This window comes from Bacillus sp. DWP3-1 (assembly GCF_049896565.1).
Lineage (GTDB): Bacteria > Bacillota > Bacilli > Bacillales > Bacillaceae > Bacillus.
In genome coordinates this window covers 322455-338030 of record NZ_JAFCUN010000004.1, presented here as the reverse complement: position 1 = coordinate 338030, position 15576 = coordinate 322455, and the positions used below count along the sequence as shown (strand labels likewise).

General features: G+C 41.5%; 16 protein-coding genes and 1 riboswitch. Of the genes, 3 read left to right on the top strand and 13 right to left on the bottom strand.

From position 1 onward, the window contains the following. The first annotated feature begins 8 nt into the window (after positions 1–8). Positions 9–614 carry a rhomboid family intramembrane serine protease gene (locus ACP7A0_RS11465; protein WP_060595589.1) on the top strand — a complete coding sequence of 202 codons (606 nt, stop codon included), beginning with the start codon at positions 9–11 and terminating at the stop codon, positions 612–614. Positions 615–670: 56 nt separating this feature from the next. Here the strand turns inward: ACP7A0_RS11465 and ACP7A0_RS11460 are convergent, their stop codons facing one another. From ACP7A0_RS11460 to ACP7A0_RS11430, 7 genes are all read right to left on the bottom strand, one after another. Further along, positions 671–2170 carry a PH domain-containing protein gene (locus tag ACP7A0_RS11460; protein WP_127687404.1) on the bottom strand — a complete coding sequence of 500 codons (1500 nt, stop codon included), beginning with the start codon at positions 2168–2170 and terminating at the stop codon, positions 671–673. After that, positions 2160–2639, bottom strand: a complete 480-nt coding sequence (locus ACP7A0_RS11455) for a PH domain-containing protein (protein ID WP_003214135.1) — start codon at positions 2637–2639, stop codon at positions 2160–2162. Before ACP7A0_RS11455 ends, ACP7A0_RS11460 begins: the two co-directional genes overlap by 11 nt. A gap of 110 nt (positions 2640–2749) precedes the next feature. Beyond that, positions 2750–4240, bottom strand: a complete 1491-nt coding sequence (gene cshA, locus ACP7A0_RS11450) for a degradosome RNA helicase CshA (RefSeq protein WP_060595587.1) — start codon at positions 4238–4240, stop codon at positions 2750–2752. A 165-nt stretch (positions 4241–4405) separates the two neighbouring features. Further along, positions 4406–4744, bottom strand: coding sequence for a n-acetylglutamate synthase (locus ACP7A0_RS11445; RefSeq protein WP_426005182.1), 339 nt, complete (start codon positions 4742–4744; stop codon positions 4406–4408). Between the two features lie 127 nt (positions 4745–4871). After that, positions 4872–5564, bottom strand: coding sequence for an alpha/beta hydrolase (locus ACP7A0_RS11440; protein ID WP_034663968.1), 693 nt, complete (start codon positions 5562–5564; stop codon positions 4872–4874). Positions 5565–5590: 26 nt separating this feature from the next. Next, positions 5591–6955, bottom strand: coding sequence for a UDP-N-acetylmuramoyl-tripeptide--D-alanyl-D-alanine ligase (locus ACP7A0_RS11435; protein WP_127687402.1), 1365 nt, complete (start codon positions 6953–6955; stop codon positions 5591–5593). 81 nt (positions 6956–7036) lie between these two features. Continuing rightward, complete coding sequence (locus ACP7A0_RS11430; protein WP_060595585.1) at positions 7037–8119, bottom strand: D-alanine--D-alanine ligase; 1083 nt, start codon at positions 8117–8119, stop codon at positions 7037–7039. Positions 8120–8303: 184 nt separating this feature from the next. Here ACP7A0_RS11430 and ACP7A0_RS11425 point away from each other — a divergent pair, with 184 nt between their 5' ends. Together ACP7A0_RS11425 and fbpB are read left to right on the top strand one after the other, a co-directional pair. Further along, positions 8304–8624, top strand: a complete 321-nt coding sequence (locus ACP7A0_RS11425; protein ID WP_034663973.1) for a thioredoxin family protein — start codon at positions 8304–8306, stop codon at positions 8622–8624. Positions 8625–8974: 350 nt separating this feature from the next. After that, complete coding sequence (gene fbpB, locus ACP7A0_RS11420) at positions 8975–9124, top strand: Fur-regulated basic protein FbpB (protein ID WP_106037120.1); 150 nt, start codon at positions 8975–8977, stop codon at positions 9122–9124. A gap of 103 nt (positions 9125–9227) precedes the next feature. On the opposite strand, the gene ACP7A0_RS11415 is transcribed toward fbpB, so the two are convergent. From ACP7A0_RS11415 to dctP, 6 genes are all read right to left on the bottom strand, one after another. Further along, positions 9228–9563 carry a hypothetical protein gene (locus tag ACP7A0_RS11415; protein ID WP_003214381.1) on the bottom strand — a complete coding sequence of 112 codons (336 nt, stop codon included), beginning with the start codon at positions 9561–9563 and terminating at the stop codon, positions 9228–9230. A gap of 119 nt (positions 9564–9682) precedes the next feature. Then, the gene (locus ACP7A0_RS11410) at positions 9683–10450 is read right to left on the bottom strand and encodes an ABC transporter permease (protein ID WP_106039301.1); all 768 of its coding nucleotides are present in this window, start codon (positions 10448–10450) and stop codon (positions 9683–9685) included. Continuing rightward, the gene (locus tag ACP7A0_RS11405; RefSeq protein WP_127687400.1) at positions 10428–11354 is read right to left on the bottom strand and encodes an ABC transporter ATP-binding protein; all 927 of its coding nucleotides are present in this window, start codon (positions 11352–11354) and stop codon (positions 10428–10430) included. Before ACP7A0_RS11405 ends, ACP7A0_RS11410 begins: the two co-directional genes overlap by 23 nt. Before the next feature lie 126 nt (positions 11355–11480). Continuing rightward, positions 11481–12755 (bottom strand): dicarboxylate/amino acid:cation symporter, encoded by a 1275-nt coding sequence (locus ACP7A0_RS11400; protein WP_106031668.1) that lies wholly within the window; start codon positions 12753–12755, stop codon positions 11481–11483. Between the two features lie 44 nt (positions 12756–12799). Next, positions 12800–12933, bottom strand: a riboswitch (cyclic di-AMP (ydaO/yuaA leader). Between the two features lie 64 nt (positions 12934–12997). Next, positions 12998–14020 (bottom strand): AI-2E family transporter, encoded by a 1023-nt coding sequence (locus ACP7A0_RS11395; RefSeq protein ID WP_034663979.1) that lies wholly within the window; start codon positions 14018–14020, stop codon positions 12998–13000. A gap of 211 nt (positions 14021–14231) precedes the next feature. Beyond that, the gene (gene dctP / locus ACP7A0_RS11390; protein ID WP_106061848.1) at positions 14232–15500 is read right to left on the bottom strand and encodes a C4-dicarboxylate transporter DctP; all 1269 of its coding nucleotides are present in this window, start codon (positions 15498–15500) and stop codon (positions 14232–14234) included. Between the last annotated feature and the right edge of the window lie 76 nt (positions 15501–15576).

Below are 15576 nucleotides of genomic sequence, written 5' to 3'. Positions count from 1 at the left end.
GGTTTGTTATGTTTATTCGAACGGAGAGCTTTCAACAATTTATTAGATCGTATCCAATCGTAACAACGATCCTTGCTTTGCAAATTGGTCTGTGGCTTATATTTGCGATTCCTATCCCTCTTATACAGCTTGGTCACGACCATCTCGTCGGTTTCAATTATGGGGTAGCTGCCGGAGAATGGTGGCGGCTCGTCACACCTATTTTCCTTCACGGAAGTCTGACCCATATTTTGTTCAATTCTATGTCCTTGTTCTTATTCGCTCCAGCGCTTGAGTATTTGCTTGGGAAGGTTCGATTTCTGATCATCTATCTTGGTGCAGGGTTCATTGGCAATCTCGGAACCTATTGGGTAGAGCCTTTAGAGTATGTACATGTCGGCGCTTCTGGTGCCATCTTCGGTTTGTTTGGCGTTTATTTATACCTTGTTCTATTTAAACCGCACATGATGGACCGCGGCAATTCTCAGGTGATCATAACGATTCTTGCAGTCTCTGTCATCATGACTTTCGTTAACTCAAACATCAATATTATGGCTCACTTATTTGGATTGATCGGCGGCATGCTCCTAGCACCTCTTACGCTATTTTTCCATTCAAAAAAAAGACGCTACTAACCTCATAAAAAATGTCGATCACTCCTATGAACGGGAAGCTGATCGACATTTTTTGTTTAAGAAGATTTATTTTTTTCATACGAATACCAATCCATTACACGTGCAGCATCTTCTTCCTCAAGGTGATGCACACCAAAGGAATCAAGCAGTGCAGAGGATTTCACAAAGGTGTGAATACTCGCCAATCGGCCTTTCTTTTGGAAGCAAGATTGCGTCATCGTATAGTTTTGCATTCGTTTTCTCAAGACAATGCCAGTGGTTTTGCCAATGCCTCTTGATGTCAGTTGAATCAATGGATCTTTGATCGTATAGCCTGATTGTTTATAAGCTAAATAGCCAAAAACCAAAGCAATAGGAAGCGGAATAAGTGCCAAATACCCCCATGGCGGAAAACGTACAGATAGGATCACGCCGACAAGTAATGGCACAAAACCGAAAGAGATCAGGTAGCGTTTGAGTGAACGCTTTGGCACCTTTTTCAGTTCATCTTCTGGCGCCAAGTGATAATGATCTGTGAATTGAGACAGCAGTTCGTTGATTTTTTTCTTCCGAATCAGCGGAAATAAGACGGAAGAGGTTTCTTTTTCTGTAATAGAACCTCCTGCGCTCACAAGCATCACCGTCGCAAAGCCAAAAGGCTCACGGAGAATATTTTCTTTGATTTTCACTGCTTGAATTCTCGCAAGTGGAATGGTCATTTGATGCCTCTCGATGAGCCCTCTTGTGATGATGATGTCTTTCCCTTTTCGTTTTGCGGTAAAATTCGCATATTGAAGAGCTGTTACCCCAACACTAAGAATCCACGCAATCAATACGGCAAGAAATATGAGAATCGCATAAATCTCAACACTCGCATGACTTAAAAAAGAGAACCGCTTAAAGAATCCGTCCAAAGGAAGAATTTCATCTATTTGTGTGTAAATGGCAAGACACCCGGAAATAATGACTCCGATTCCGCTTGAAGTGGTCGCAGCCAAAAGCAGCTCTGGTACACCCATCCGATAGGAAACATTCATTTCTTCTTCTACAGGTTGTTGCGCTGTCAGAGGATCATGCGGAACATCCCTATTTTCATCCAACACCTCTTCTTGCTGCAAGCTTTTCTTCCGGTTGAAAATTGATTGCTTTAATTGTTCCGCTTCTGCTTTTGTAATCGCCGTCAGGCTCACTTCCGGACCGTCCGTTCCGCCTGCTGTTTCGATTTGGACCCGCACCAAGCCGAAAATCCGCTGGAAGATACCTTCACTTGTATTCACCGTTTGAATTCGTTCTAACGAAATATATTTTTTCTTTTTTGTGATGACGCCGGATTCCACGCGAAATTCATCATCTTCCATCCGGTAGGTAAATCGCCTCCATGCTAAAACGGTTGAAACAGCTTTCCATAAAAGAAGCACACCAAGAATGATAAATGCATAAAAACGAATGCTCGAATTCGAGTTCACAAAAATAAGCACGAAAAAAGGGATAATGAAGTTTTTGATCATGGATACGGCATCTGATATAAAATCAATGAACATCGAGATTGGATGTACACGTTTTGGTTCAGACATCATCTTCCGTCACCCTTGCTAAACGAGATATGTAATCACGAAGCTCATCTGCTTCTTCTAATTCTAGCGCCGGTATATCATGAACTGTAGCAGCAGTCGATATTTGAACAGATGCCAAACGGTAGCGCCTTAAAAGCGGTCCTTGCGATGTATCGACATGCTGGACTCGCACCATCGGCACAATCACACGTGTGACACGAATGAGTCCATGCTGAATTTCAATTTCATTTTCGAATACTTCGTAGCGCCAGATGCGATGACGGATTTTCGGTATAAGCCAAATGCCAAAAATGACCTGTAAGACCCATAAACCGGCGAGGATGGCGCCAATCCAATATGGCCATTGAAGATAATAACTAGCAACAAATACCCCAATGATGATGAGTAAGAAAATCAATGAGATAATTCCATTTTGAAGACGCCATACCTTTAAACCATTTAAACTAATTTGACGTTGCGGCTGTTTTCTCACATTCTTCCCCCATTCTCTTACTTTTCTATCAATATATTACGAAACAAAGCCTAAAAAGTTTCAACAAACCTGTTAAAAAAAGCGAATCCTGCAAAGGATTCGCTCTTGAATTAGTTGTTATAAGATTTCTTTTGACGACGATCGTTAGAAGAACGATTGCGGTCATTTGAAGAACGCTTTTTATCACCGTAAGATGAACGGCTTTTCCCGCGATAGCCGCCTCCTCCGCCGCCGTCTCTACGTTTAGAAGAGCTGCGGTTGTTACGATTGCGTTTTGAAATCATTGGTGCTTCATCTGTCAAACGAACAGGCGTTGCATCTGGCTCTTTTGTCATCATTTTGATGGCAGCCGCAACCACTGTGACAGAATCATTATCTTCTAGCAATTCAGCAGCAGCTGTCATGTAGAAGTTTAAGTTGTTTTCACTGATGATTGTGCGCAGACGATCAATGGTTACTTGCTGTTGACCTTCAATTGCTTCATCTAGAGTTGGTTCTTTCATACGTTCCATTTTACGTTTAGTCGTTTGCTCAATCGCACGAAGCATATCTTTTTCACGCGGTGTGATAAATGTCACCGCCATACCTGTACGTCCAGCACGTCCTGTACGTCCAATACGGTGTACGTAGCTCTCTGGATCTTGTGGCACGTCAAAGTTATACACGTGTGTTACACCTGAGATATCAAGTCCACGTGCTGCAACGTCTGTTGCTACAAGCACATCGATTGAACCTTCTTTGAATTTACGAAGCGCAACCATACGTTTTGCTTGTGTCAGGTCACCATGAATTCCTTCAGCTGTATAACCTCTAAGGTTAAGCGCTTCTGTCAATTCGTCAACACGGCGTTTCGTACGGCCGAAGACAATTGAAAGCTCAGGTGATTGAATGTCAAGAAGACGAGTCAATGTGTCAAACTTCTTACGCTCGTGGATATCCAAGTAGAACTGTTGGATGTTAGAGACAGTCATTTCTTTTGCTTTTACTTTTACATGTTCTGGGTTTGTCATGAAACGCTCTGCAATGCGCTTAATTGGTGCAGGCATTGTCGCAGAAAATAAAAGTGTTTGGTGTTCACTTGGTACATTTGAAAGGATCGATTCAATGTCTTCGATGAAACCCATGTTTAGCATTTCGTCTGCTTCATCAAGCACAACTGTTTCAACATTTTGAAGACGCATTGTACGACGGTTAATGTGATCGAGTAAACGTCCTGGAGTCCCTACGATGATATGAGGATTTTTCTTGAGCGAACGGATTTGGCGGCCGATATCTTGTCCACCGTAAATCGGAAGTACGCGCGCACGCTTGTCTTGGCCAATTTTGTATAGCTCTTCAGATACTTGAATCGCTAATTCTCTTGTTGGCGCAATGATAATCGCTTGGATATTTGGAGACGCTGGGTCGATTTTTTCTACAAGAGGAATACCAAATGCTGCAGTTTTTCCTGTTCCTGTTTGTGCTTGTCCAATGACATCTTTATTCTGAAGACCGAGAGGAATTGTTTCCGCTTGAATCGGTGTTGCTTCTTCAAATCCCATGCGGTTAATAGCTTTCATGAGACTTTCGCTTAATTGAAAATCTTGAAACGTTATAGTCAAATTATTCAAACTCCTTCTAATTGCTGTTTCAGTAATCTCGTGAATGATCATTAAAAACTGCCCTTTTCCGAAAGGACAGGTCCATTATATACAAAGCCCGAATTACCCTACCTTATATCTTACCATTACACTATTTGTTTTTCAACAAGACAGAAATGGATATATCTACTGTTCCACAATGACAGATTCACCATCACTTTGATCTCCATCCATCCATTTCCACTTTTCGAACAGTTGAATTTTTCCGTTATCCAACTGCTTAGGTGTAGAATTGCAAGACCCGCTTCTCATGCTGCCGTCTTTGCTGACATGGTGGTACCTAAAATGAAGTGTTCCATCCTCATTCACAGTTCCTACAAGTACACCAGATACAATACTGCCGCCTTGATATGTGCCCGTTAATATATTCCCGTCCTGACGATATTGAAATATGGTTCCTGCCGATACTTCTCCGTTACTCGAATTAGACTGCGGGATAAAGGTTTTTCCGTCATAATGAAACAACCGAATCAACCACCTTTTCTTTCCTATTGTACCATAGGCTTGTCACTCATTCGACAAAAATGATGCAATTTTTAACAAGTGGGATTCAATTTATATTAGTTTAGCCACATTTTCGCTTTTCTATAGATTAAATTGTTTTTTTTAGAAATTGCTCTACTTTTTCAAACAATTGCTGTGCACATGGCTCGTGACAAACATGGTGTTTACAATCAGGTAAATAAAACATTTCTTTCTGACGAGACGGGATTTTATGATCAATAAATTCTGCACTTGAAGCGGGCACAATCCCATCACTTTCACCTTGAACAATTAACACAGGGAGGTGAAGCTTCTCAAGGGAGCTCTTCGTTTGCTTCACCAGCTTCATAAATTCTACAGCAGCTGACAGCGGCGTGCTCGTTAGCTTATGGCGGTATCTATCATACAAAGGATTCGTATCAATCAGCCCAGACAATGATTCCTTCAGCATCTGCCTTGTGTCTTGAATCATTTGTTTTGGATTCACATATTTAGCCGCAGCACTTAAAAGAACGAGACGAGCAACCGGATACTTCGCTGCAAGATAAGAAGCGATCATTCCTCCCATGGAAAAGCCGATCAAAAAAATGGTGTCGCATGTTCGGTAAAGAGATAGCAGTTCTAATTCAGCTGTTGCAATCCATTCTTGATAGAAAATGCCTTTGAGCTGAAGCTCATCCCCATGCCCCGGAAGCGTGACTGACTGAACGTTCCAATCTGTCTTCTGCTTTAAATATTGCGCCAGCGGTTCCACTTCATAGGGGGCGCCAGTGAATCCATGTATACATAGACAGCCAATCATTCTGTCACCTTCTTTGCGCTCACTCTTTATAGTGCAGTAATGACTTCTTCTAATCTCATGCCGCGTGAGGCTTTGACTAGAACAACATCGTCAGGACCTGCTACGTCAGCAAGTTTTTTCTTCAGTTCCTCTTTGTCCATAAATGAGGACACGCGCGCGTCACCGAATGATTTCTTTGCTCCTTCAGCGATGAATGCACCTAGGCGGCCATACGTCATCACATGATCAATAAATTCAGGCTTGATGTAGCGGCCTAGTTCATAATGATACGTTTCTTCTTCGCTGCCCATCTCGAGCATGTCTCCAAGGACAAGAATGCGATTAGCGAAGCCGTCCATATCTCCTACAAGATCAATTGCAGCTTTCATGGAAGTAGGACTTGCATTATACGCATCATTGATAACAGTGATTCCTTTCTCTGTTTTAAACAGCTCAAGACGCATCCCTGTCAACTTTGTTTGCATGAGTCCTTGGGCGATTTGTCTTTCATTCAGTTCAAAGTGCTGGCCTATGGCAATTGCCGCAAGGGCATTCTTCACATTATGTTTCCCTAATACAGGAATGAGAAACCCCTGAGCATACCCTTCGACTTGAAATTCAGTTCCTTCTGCAAGCTGGTTGATATGCGTTACCTTGATATCACAGTCCTCTGCTTCTCCAAAGGTTTTCACACGCTGCGAAAGTGCAGTCGCTCTCTCGCGCAGCAAGGGTTCATCTCCTAAGTAATAAAAGATGCCATCCTCTTTTAATCCTTTTGTGATTTCACATTTTGCATCAGCAATGGCTTCTCTTGATCCCAAATCTTGCATATGAGATTCTCCAATATTGGTGATGACTGCTGCATCAGGCTCAGCGAGTTTTGACAAAAACTCGATCTCACCTTTTGCACTCATCCCCATCTCCAACACAGCAATATCTGTTCCTTCCGGCATTGCAAGAATGGTGAGAGGTAGACCGATATGATTATTAAAGTTACCATCTGTTTTATGAACTTGGTAAGCCGTTTGTAAGACGGAATGAATCATGTCTTTCGTTGTGGTTTTCCCATTACTTCCTGTAATACCGACAACACGAGGTTTTTCTTCTTTCAAGTATGATTTTGCCAGCTGTTGAAGTGCTGCCAGTGTATCCTCTACAAGAATGACAGGTACACCGAACGGTGGATTGGCTTCTTTTTGATTCCAAAGAACAGCTGCGGCTCCAAGCTCCACTGCTTTAGAAGCAAATGTGTGACCGTTAAAATGTTCTCCAATTAGGGGGATAAACAATGCACCTTTTGATACTTTTCGTGTATCTGTTGTCACTCCGTGAATTTGCTCTTCGCCAAAAGCTTGATTAGATAGTGTCCCACCAGCCATTTGGGCGATTTGTTTCACTGTACGTTTGATCATGATTTTTTCGCCTCTCTTTCTCATTTCACGTTTGAAGGAAAAGAGACACTACCTAAGGATAGTGTCTGCTTGTTGCTCACATTAAAAAGTCGTTTTAATGGTTTGTTTTTCTTGATGGCGTTCAATTGCAAGTGACACTAGCTTTTCAATCAGCTCTGGATACTCTACACCAGTGTGTTTCCAAAGCAGCGGGAACATACTAAATGGTGTGAATCCAGGCATTGTATTCACTTCATTGATCAACACTTCGCCTTTTTCTGTGAGGAAGAAGTCTGCACGTACAAGACCAGATCCATCGAGGGCTTTAAATGCCTTAATCGCCATATCATGAATCGTCTTGTATTCATCCTCTGACACACTTGCAGGAATGATCAAATCTGTATCGCCATCTTCATATTTCGCTTTGTAGTCATAAAAATCTGTTTTAGGTGCAATTTCACCAACGACAGAGCATTTCGGCTCGTCATTTCCTAATACACCAATTTCGATTTCTCTTCCAACGACGCCTTCTTCGACGACCACACGACGATCATATTGGAAAGCCAAGTCGAATGCGGTTTGCAGCTCTTCTTTGCTGCGGCATTTGCTAATTCCAACACTTGACCCCATGTTGGCAGGTTTCACAAAGCATGGATAGCCAAGTATTTGTTCCACCTGTTCTAAGCTGTCTGGTGTGGCCTTTTCATAGTCTTTTTTATTGAAGGAAAGGTGCTTTGCTTGTGCAAGTCCTGCTTGAGCAAAAACATCTTTCATCATGACTTTATCCATACCCGCGGCAGAAGCAAGAACGCCGTTGCCGACATACGGGATATTTAGCAGTTCAAGTAATCCTTGCATCGTTCCATCTTCACCATTTGGCCCATGCAGCAATGGGAAGACAACATCAATCTTCTCATCAGCAGATGCAGGCTGCGGGAACATGCTCTCATTTAAAGAAGTTGGTAAAAACGTCTTTGCGTTCTGTTCAAATTGAAGCATTTTGACGTTTGAAACTGGTTCAGTGAGTTTTTCTCCTCTTAGCCATTCGCCCTCTTCTGTAATATAAATTGGATGTATATCGAACTTCTCAGTGTTAAGTGCTTTTGTAACTGCAAGGGCTGTTTGCAGTGATACATTATGTTCGGCTGACTTTCCGCCGTAAATCAATCCTAAACTTATTTTCAATGGATACTCCCCCCACTAAAATTCATCTTTACTATCTTATCACTTTCAAGCAAAAATGCTCTAATTAATTTTTGTTGTTACGGAATTGAAATGATTTGTAAAGGTTGTAAGCGCCTCCCGAGCATTTGTATGTCATTCGCCATTATTTTATATTAAAATGACATTGAAAAGGAGTTGTGACAAATTGAAAAAAATCACAAGTACTGAACAATTCAATGAAATCATTCAATCTGACAAAGAAGTCATCGTTAAATTCTTTGCAACATGGTGTCCTGACTGTACAAGAATGGACATGTTCATTCCAGACATCTTAGAGGCTTATGCTCACCATGAATGGTTTGAAATAAACAAAGATGATTTCCCTGAATTAGCAGAAACGTATCAGGTCATGGGTATTCCAAGCCTGTTGATTTTCAAAAATGGCGAAAAAACAGGTCATTTACACAGCGCAAACGCAAAATCACCTGAAGAAGTGACAGAGTTTCTTCAAGGGCACGTTTCTTAATTGGTTAAACGAAGGACATCAGCAAACGCTTGCTGGTGTCTTTTTTCTTCCCCATCTCTTACATCAAATCTCTCCATAAGACGAGTTGCACATCCAAAACGTTTCAATGAGCAAAAGAATGTTTTATATAGATGTTTCACTTACGACAAGAAATGACAGGAATTATTTCCTGGGAAAGAATGAGCGTCGACTAGGCTTCGAATTTGTCGGTTACGTGAATTTTCTGAATAGATTCTTTACTTCTGACATTTTGCTTTGTATAATAGAGTTGCTAATTGATAATGATTATCAATTTCATCTATATGAAATCCTATAGACGTCTATACTTATATAAAGGAGCGATGAGTCACATGTCTAAGAAGAAAATCAAAACATATCAGCAATTGATTGAAGAGAACAAGAAGGCCATCATGCGCGACCCTAAAATGATGGAAAGTATATACGAAACAATCGACAAAAAGCATCAGGAGCAGCTTGCAGCTGCTGGACGTGAATCATAAACATAAGACGAGCAGTCACAGCTGGCTGCTCGTCTCTTTTGTCTTTTTCAACAAAAAGAAAAAAGCCGATAAAATCTATGATGTGATTTTATCGGCTTTTGTTTTAATGTGATTTCGCTACACGGTCCTGCTTCATTCCTAAATAAATGAGCATATATGTGAGATAACCCATTGTCATTGTTAAACCACCGAAGAAGAACTGAGAAAAGACAGGCTCCTCAAAGGTTGTGACGGCAGCAAGAATGATCCAGCTCGCATATAAATAAACCATGAACCATTTCATGTTTCTTTTAAGTGTATACAGAAAGAAAAGACCCGCTAACGAAAAGATCCCCAGCGCTAGTCTGAAATAAATAAGATGATCAAACTGGAAGGCAAAAGACACAAACGAAAACGACAGCAACAACAAAATGGGTAAAGCCGTAATGAAATTTTTCACGATAGTGCCACCTCCAAGACTCCCTCTTATTATAAGACAAAATCAGCCGATTATCGTGAAATGCAGACTCGTTTTCACAAAGATGTCACGAATTTTTTTCTTGTTATTTGACACAATTTTTACACATTTACATCACGCTTCCAAAAAAGAACCCAAGCCGTGCCAACAAAGAAAACAAAATGCGCCCCTACCATAAATAGAGAAAACAAAGGACTCATGCCATGAAAGGGCGGCGGTCCTTGAAAGCTGTACTGAGTAAAGTCCGTATTAGCAAAAAGCAGGATTTTTCCCCACTGATTTTCTAAAAGAGACATAATAGGCACAAGTGATTTCGCCGTATATAAAACAAAAAACGAGGTCACAAGCGCAACGAGGCTGTTCCTAAACAAGCTGGAACACATAAAAGCGAAGCTTGCCATCATCATCACTTCCACCCACTGAGATCCGATAACAGCAAACGTATGCTGAAATAATCGTCCCGTACTTTCATCAAATTCAGTACCAAAGAAAATAAAGCCAAATAAAAAAGCTAATACATAATAAAAAACAAACAAATATATGACCGTCAGCACAAGTGTGATGTATTTTGACAGAAAAATTTGCAGCCTTGTTTTGGGCCGGATCAATAAAAACTTGATTGTTCTTTTTTGAAATTCTGTTGAGATCAAGGTCGCGCCAATGACAACTGCGAGCACCTGTAAAATAAATACGACATTCGTGGAATAAGCAAAATAGTTGGCGACAGTGTCTTGTCCACCAAAGCTGGAAATGACTCGTTTCAACGCTAGAGCCATCGCCAATTGAAACACAACGATCAATCCAAGAGCAATGAATGTGATCTTTTTCCTCATCATTTTCTTATGCTCATTCTTGATGAGTTGAAGCATCTGCCGTCCCGCCTTCCGTCCATTTCATAAATGCCTCTTCAATTGATGGCTTTTGAGGCGTCATTTCAAGTACATCAAACCCAGCCAGAACAAGCTGTTTGTTCAGTTCAGGCACTTGTTCTTTGTTCAATTGAAGTAATACATTCGCTCCATTTCGTTCATATGTATAGGCCTGCGTGTCGAGCCACGAAACCACCTTTTCCACTGGCTGAATATTCATGAGTATCTGTTCTTTCCCCTCCATGTCCCGGAGCTTCGCACTGGCTTTGATCTGTCCTTTTTGAATGATGATCATGCGGTCACATAGCTCTTCTACCTCATGCAATAAATGTGTGGCAAATAACACGGACGTTCCTTCTTCTCGTACGAGCATTTGCAAGTGCTCCCTGAATTCCTTCATACCTGCAGGATCAAGTCCATTTGTCGGTTCGTCTAAAATCAGCAGGTTCGGCTGATGTAATATGGCTTGTGCAATCCCAAGCCTTTGTTTCATCCCCAGTGAATACGTCTTCACCTTCTGATGAATGGCGTGCTCCAGACGAACTCTTTTCACCACTTCCTGCATGCGTTCTTCCGTCACTCCATCGTGCATCGCCGCATACAGTTCAAGGTTTTCAAAGCCTGTTAAATAAGAATAAAATTCGGGATTTTCTATAATTGCACCAACAGATGACATCGCGTGTAGAAAATCCTCATCCTGTGAATATCCATTGATTATGATTCGGCCATTGTTTTTTTTCATCAAGCCAACGATCAAACGAATCAAGGTTGTTTTTCCAGACCCATTTGGCCCAAGTAAGCCGACGATTTCTCCCTTCCCTATTTCTATAGATATATCTTGTAAGATCATTTTCCGGCCAATTCGTTTATCGACTTTCTCTACTTTTAGAACAGCAGACTCCAACGTGGTTCCTCCTTCTGATGTAAAGCCTATGGCGGCAAATAAGACCGCTCATTCTGTTAAAAGTATACCACGCAAGACAAGGGGCCCATGAAAAAAAGGACTGATCGAGTCAGCCCTTCTTTTACATTACATGGATAGGTTCGGTGATGCTGCGTCTTTCTCGTGTTTTTTCTCCGTTTCTGTCACAATCACCGCACATGCTGCGTCACCTGTAATATTGACAACGGTTCTTGCCATATCTAATAAGCGGTCTATGCCAAGGATGAGCGCAATGCCTTCAACAGGCAGATTCACAGAGTTCAGTACCATAGCGAGCATGATGAGCCCAACTCCTGGCACACCCGCTGTGCCGATACTTGCTAAGACAGCCGTTAAGACAACCGTCAGCATTTGGACAAGCGTCAGTTCAACTCCATATACTTGCGCGATAAAAATGGTCGCGACCCCTTGCATAATCGCTGTGCCGTCCATATTAATGGTTGCACCAAGCGGCTGTACAAAGCTTGAAATCGGCTCTGGCACCTTCAAACGTTTCTGGGCTGTTTCCATTGAGACTGGCAGGACTGCGTTACTGCTTGATGTACTAAATGCGACAACCATTGCTGGAGAAAATCCTTTGAAAAACGCCATCGGATTTCGCTTCGCTAAAATGGCGACAGTTGACCCATAAGTCAGGAAGAAATGCAGCACGAGCGCAACTAATACGACCGAGAAATAGAGGCCCATCGCTTTCATCGCATCAAATCCCTGGCTGCCAATTGCGGTTGCGATCAAACCGAATGTTCCGTACGGTGCGAACTTCATCACTATGCCGACAAGAAACATCATTAATTCATTTCCTTGTTCAAACAGCTTTAGCAAACCTTCCGTCTTCTTCCCAAGCATGGCAATGCCAAGGCCTAAAAACACACAAAAGACGATGATTTGAAGCATGTTTCCTTCAACTAAAGATTGGACTGGATTGGTTGGAATGATGTTGAGTAGTGTTTCTGCCATTGATGGGGCTTCCTCTGCGGAATAATCAGCCGCTTTCGTATCAAAATTACCGAATGCTCCCGGCTTGATCAATAAGGCTAATGAAATGCCAATGATGATGGCAAAAGTAGTAGTAAGTAGAAAATAAGTAATGGTTTTTGCGCCGATTCTGCCAAGCTTTTTCGGATCACCTAGACCTGCTACACCTAGTGTGATGGAAAAGAATACGATCGGCACTACTAACATTTTAATCAAGTTTAAGAAGATTTGACCTAGAGGTGTGAATAGATAAGGATCTAACACTTTGAATACATTTGGAGCGAAAATGTTAAGCAAAAGTCCCGTGATTGCACCTGCAATAAGGGCAATAATAATTTTTGTAGCCAGCTTCAATAAAATCTCCCCTTCCTCGTCAAAAAGACCCATGAGAGAGTTTTCTCGTGGGTCTGCGTGTCCTTACATATACCACCGTTTACTCTCTTCACGCCGATGAGGTTAGCTGACGGGTTAGGACGAAGAGATGTCCTTTTTTCTCAACAGAGAAAAATTCACCCCAAAATAGTGGGTCCCCCATTCCTTTAGAAGGATTAAGCGTGTGGTTATTATGATATTTTCATACTATTTATACCTTATTTTTAGAAAATTGTAAACAGGTTCAAATGAACTTTTTAACTACTTTCCTCCTTGTTGGTGACCTCCAAAATATCTAGGATAAACACAAAGATTGGTATACCAATAATGAGTCCCCAAATCCCGATGTAGTGTTCAGAGAAGATCAGCACAATAAATGTGAAGAAAATAGGGAGTTCTGTTTTTGCTGACATGAGTTTCGGGTTTAAGAAGTAGGCTTCAATGGCATGGATGATGACGATCACCAGCACAATATAAAGGACATACATGCCGCCTCCAAGGGTATACGCAATGATGCTGAGTGGAATAAGTGAGATGACCACACCCGCTACTGGGATTAAGCCTAGCAAAAAGACCATGACCGCTAATCCAAATAATTGCGGGAATCCCATAATGCCTAGCGCAATAGTTGTTAAGACACAGTTAACGGTTGCAATAATAAACTGTGCTTCGAGTACCTTTCCAAACGTTCTGGAAAATTTACGTCCAAAGAAGGCTATTTCATGATAGAACACAGAGATTTTACTCGTTTTGAACTTGTTCATGAATTGAATGAGGCGTTCCTTTTCGAACAGGAAGAACATGCTTAATATTAAGGACATAATGACCTGGATACTGAACGTGCTGAAATCTGTTAAGTATGTATAGAGGAAATTAAACCCTTTCTCAAAGTAAGCTGATATTTTAAAATCTCCGAATACGTTGGTGATGACATCAAAGAAGGGTAAATCTTGTGGATGATCTGCAATTTTCTTTCCTAAATGAAATAGCTGCTCCACCTGTTTGGCGATAATTGGCACAAACACGAATCCGCCAAACGTCAATCCACCAGCCAAAAGAATATACAAAATGGTGATAACCGATTTCTGTCCTATTTTCAGGAAGTGACTTAAAAAACCTCTAATGACCTCTTCTAACCGATTCATCAAAAAGGTGAATATGAAGGTCAAAAGAATTAAATTCATCATTCCTCTTAATAGATATAAGGCTGTGGCTAATACTACAAATACAGAAAACCGCTTAACACCGGGTTTTTCGAACAATTTAAAAAATGCCGCCATTACGTTACACACCTGCCAGGACTAAAGTCTATTTTTCATCGGATCTGATATACATTATATCGGATCTTTCTGTAAATTATATAATAAAAGGTCAATAAGGTCTTACGATTCGTTTTAATTTTATCAAGCTTTAATGTTTTTTCTTTTTAACACAAGAAAAAACCGAACCCCATGTAGAACATAAGGTTTCGGTTTTTAGGTTGTTTTTATACTATACAGCCTGCTTCATATTGCGCATTTCTTGAAGTGCTGTTTTGCTCTTCGCTTCGTCAAATTCACCTTCACTTTTCGCAACAACGATTGTTGCAATTCCATTTCCAATAAGATTTGTAATGGCTCTTCCTTCGCTCATGAATCGATCTACCCCAAGCAGCAGTGCAAGCCCCTCTAGCGGAATGACCTGTAGTGCAGCGAGTGTAGAAGCCAGCACGATAAATCCGCTTCCTGTCACCCCAGCCGCTCCCTTTGAGGTGAGCATCAGGACAAGGATGATGGTGATCTGCTGACCGATTGACAAATCTACACCAAACACTTGCGCTAAGAAGACCACAGCCATCGATAAGTAGATCGAGGTTCCATCTAAGTTAAAGGAATACCCTGTTGGGATGACAAGACCAACCACAGACTTAGAGCACCCGTAGCGTTCCATTTTATCCATCATTCTTGGCAGCACGGATTCTGATGAGCTTGTGCCAAGAACAATTAAAATTTCATCCTTGATGAACCGCAGGTAACCGAACAGGCTGAAGCCATACATTTTACAAATGATGTTCAGCACAACGAAGATGAACAGGAACATGGTCATATAAACGGAGAGCATCAGACTTGCGAGCGGTTTAATCGATGCCAAACCAAAGTGTCCGATCGTATAAGCCATTGCCCCAAATGCACCGAGCGGCGCAGCACGCATGATATATCCAATGATTTTAAAGAAAACAAGTGACAGCTTATCAAGCCACTCAATGATTCCTTTCCCCTTCTCGCCAAGTGCAGCAAGCGCAACACCGAATAAAATAGAGAAGAATAAGACCTGTAAAATATCACCCTTCGCAAAGGCGTCTACCATGTTAGATGGAACGATGTGTGTGACAAATTCCATCCAGTCGATACCCTGTCCCCCGTTTTGGGTATACTGCGAAACGTCCCCTTTTTCAAGCTTACTATAGTCCAGACCTGCACCTGGCTTCATGATATTTACGACAAAAAGTCCGATGACCAAGGCAAGCGTCGTGACGACTTCAAAATAAATAAATGCTTTTCCCCCAACTTTTCCAACCTTTTTCATATCCCCCATTTTGGCAATACCAAGAACAATGGTTAAGAAAATGATTGGTGCAATGACCATTTTAACGGCATTGATAAAGGTGTCACCAAGCGGCTTCATTTCTTTTCCGACGTTTGGCCAAACCATTCCGACAATGATCCCGATAATGACAGCTGCAACCACCTGAAATGTCAGGTTCTTCAAAAGCCTCTTCATAAAAAATCAACTCCCTCACCCTTTGATGTAAACGCTTAACTGTTATCTGTAGCTAAATGATAGCGATTTCACCAAA

Coding starts and splice junctions, on each gene's coding strand:
- ACP7A0_RS11465 (WP_060595589.1), top strand. CDS start 9: ATGTTTATTCGAACGGAGAGCTTTCAACAATTTATTAGATCGTATCCA.
- ACP7A0_RS11460 (WP_127687404.1), bottom strand. CDS start 2,170: ATGATGTCTGAACCAAAACGTGTACATCCAATCTCGATGTTCATTGAT.
- ACP7A0_RS11440 (WP_034663968.1), bottom strand. CDS start 5,564: ATGATTGGCTGTCTATGTATACATGGATTCACTGGCGCCCCCTATGAA.
- ACP7A0_RS11435 (WP_127687402.1), bottom strand. CDS start 6,955: ATGATCAAACGTACAGTGAAACAAATCGCCCAAATGGCTGGTGGGACA.
- fbpB (WP_106037120.1), top strand. CDS start 8,975: ATGTCTAAGAAGAAAATCAAAACATATCAGCAATTGATTGAAGAGAAC.
- ACP7A0_RS11410 (WP_106039301.1), bottom strand. CDS start 10,450: ATGCTTCAACTCATCAAGAATGAGCATAAGAAAATGATGAGGAAAAAG.
- ACP7A0_RS11400 (WP_106031668.1), bottom strand. CDS start 12,755: ATGGGTCTTTTTGACGAGGAAGGGGAGATTTTATTGAAGCTGGCTACA.
- ACP7A0_RS11395 (WP_034663979.1), bottom strand. CDS start 14,020: ATGGCGGCATTTTTTAAATTGTTCGAAAAACCCGGTGTTAAGCGGTTT.
- dctP (WP_106061848.1), bottom strand. CDS start 15,500: ATGAAGAGGCTTTTGAAGAACCTGACATTTCAGGTGGTTGCAGCTGTC.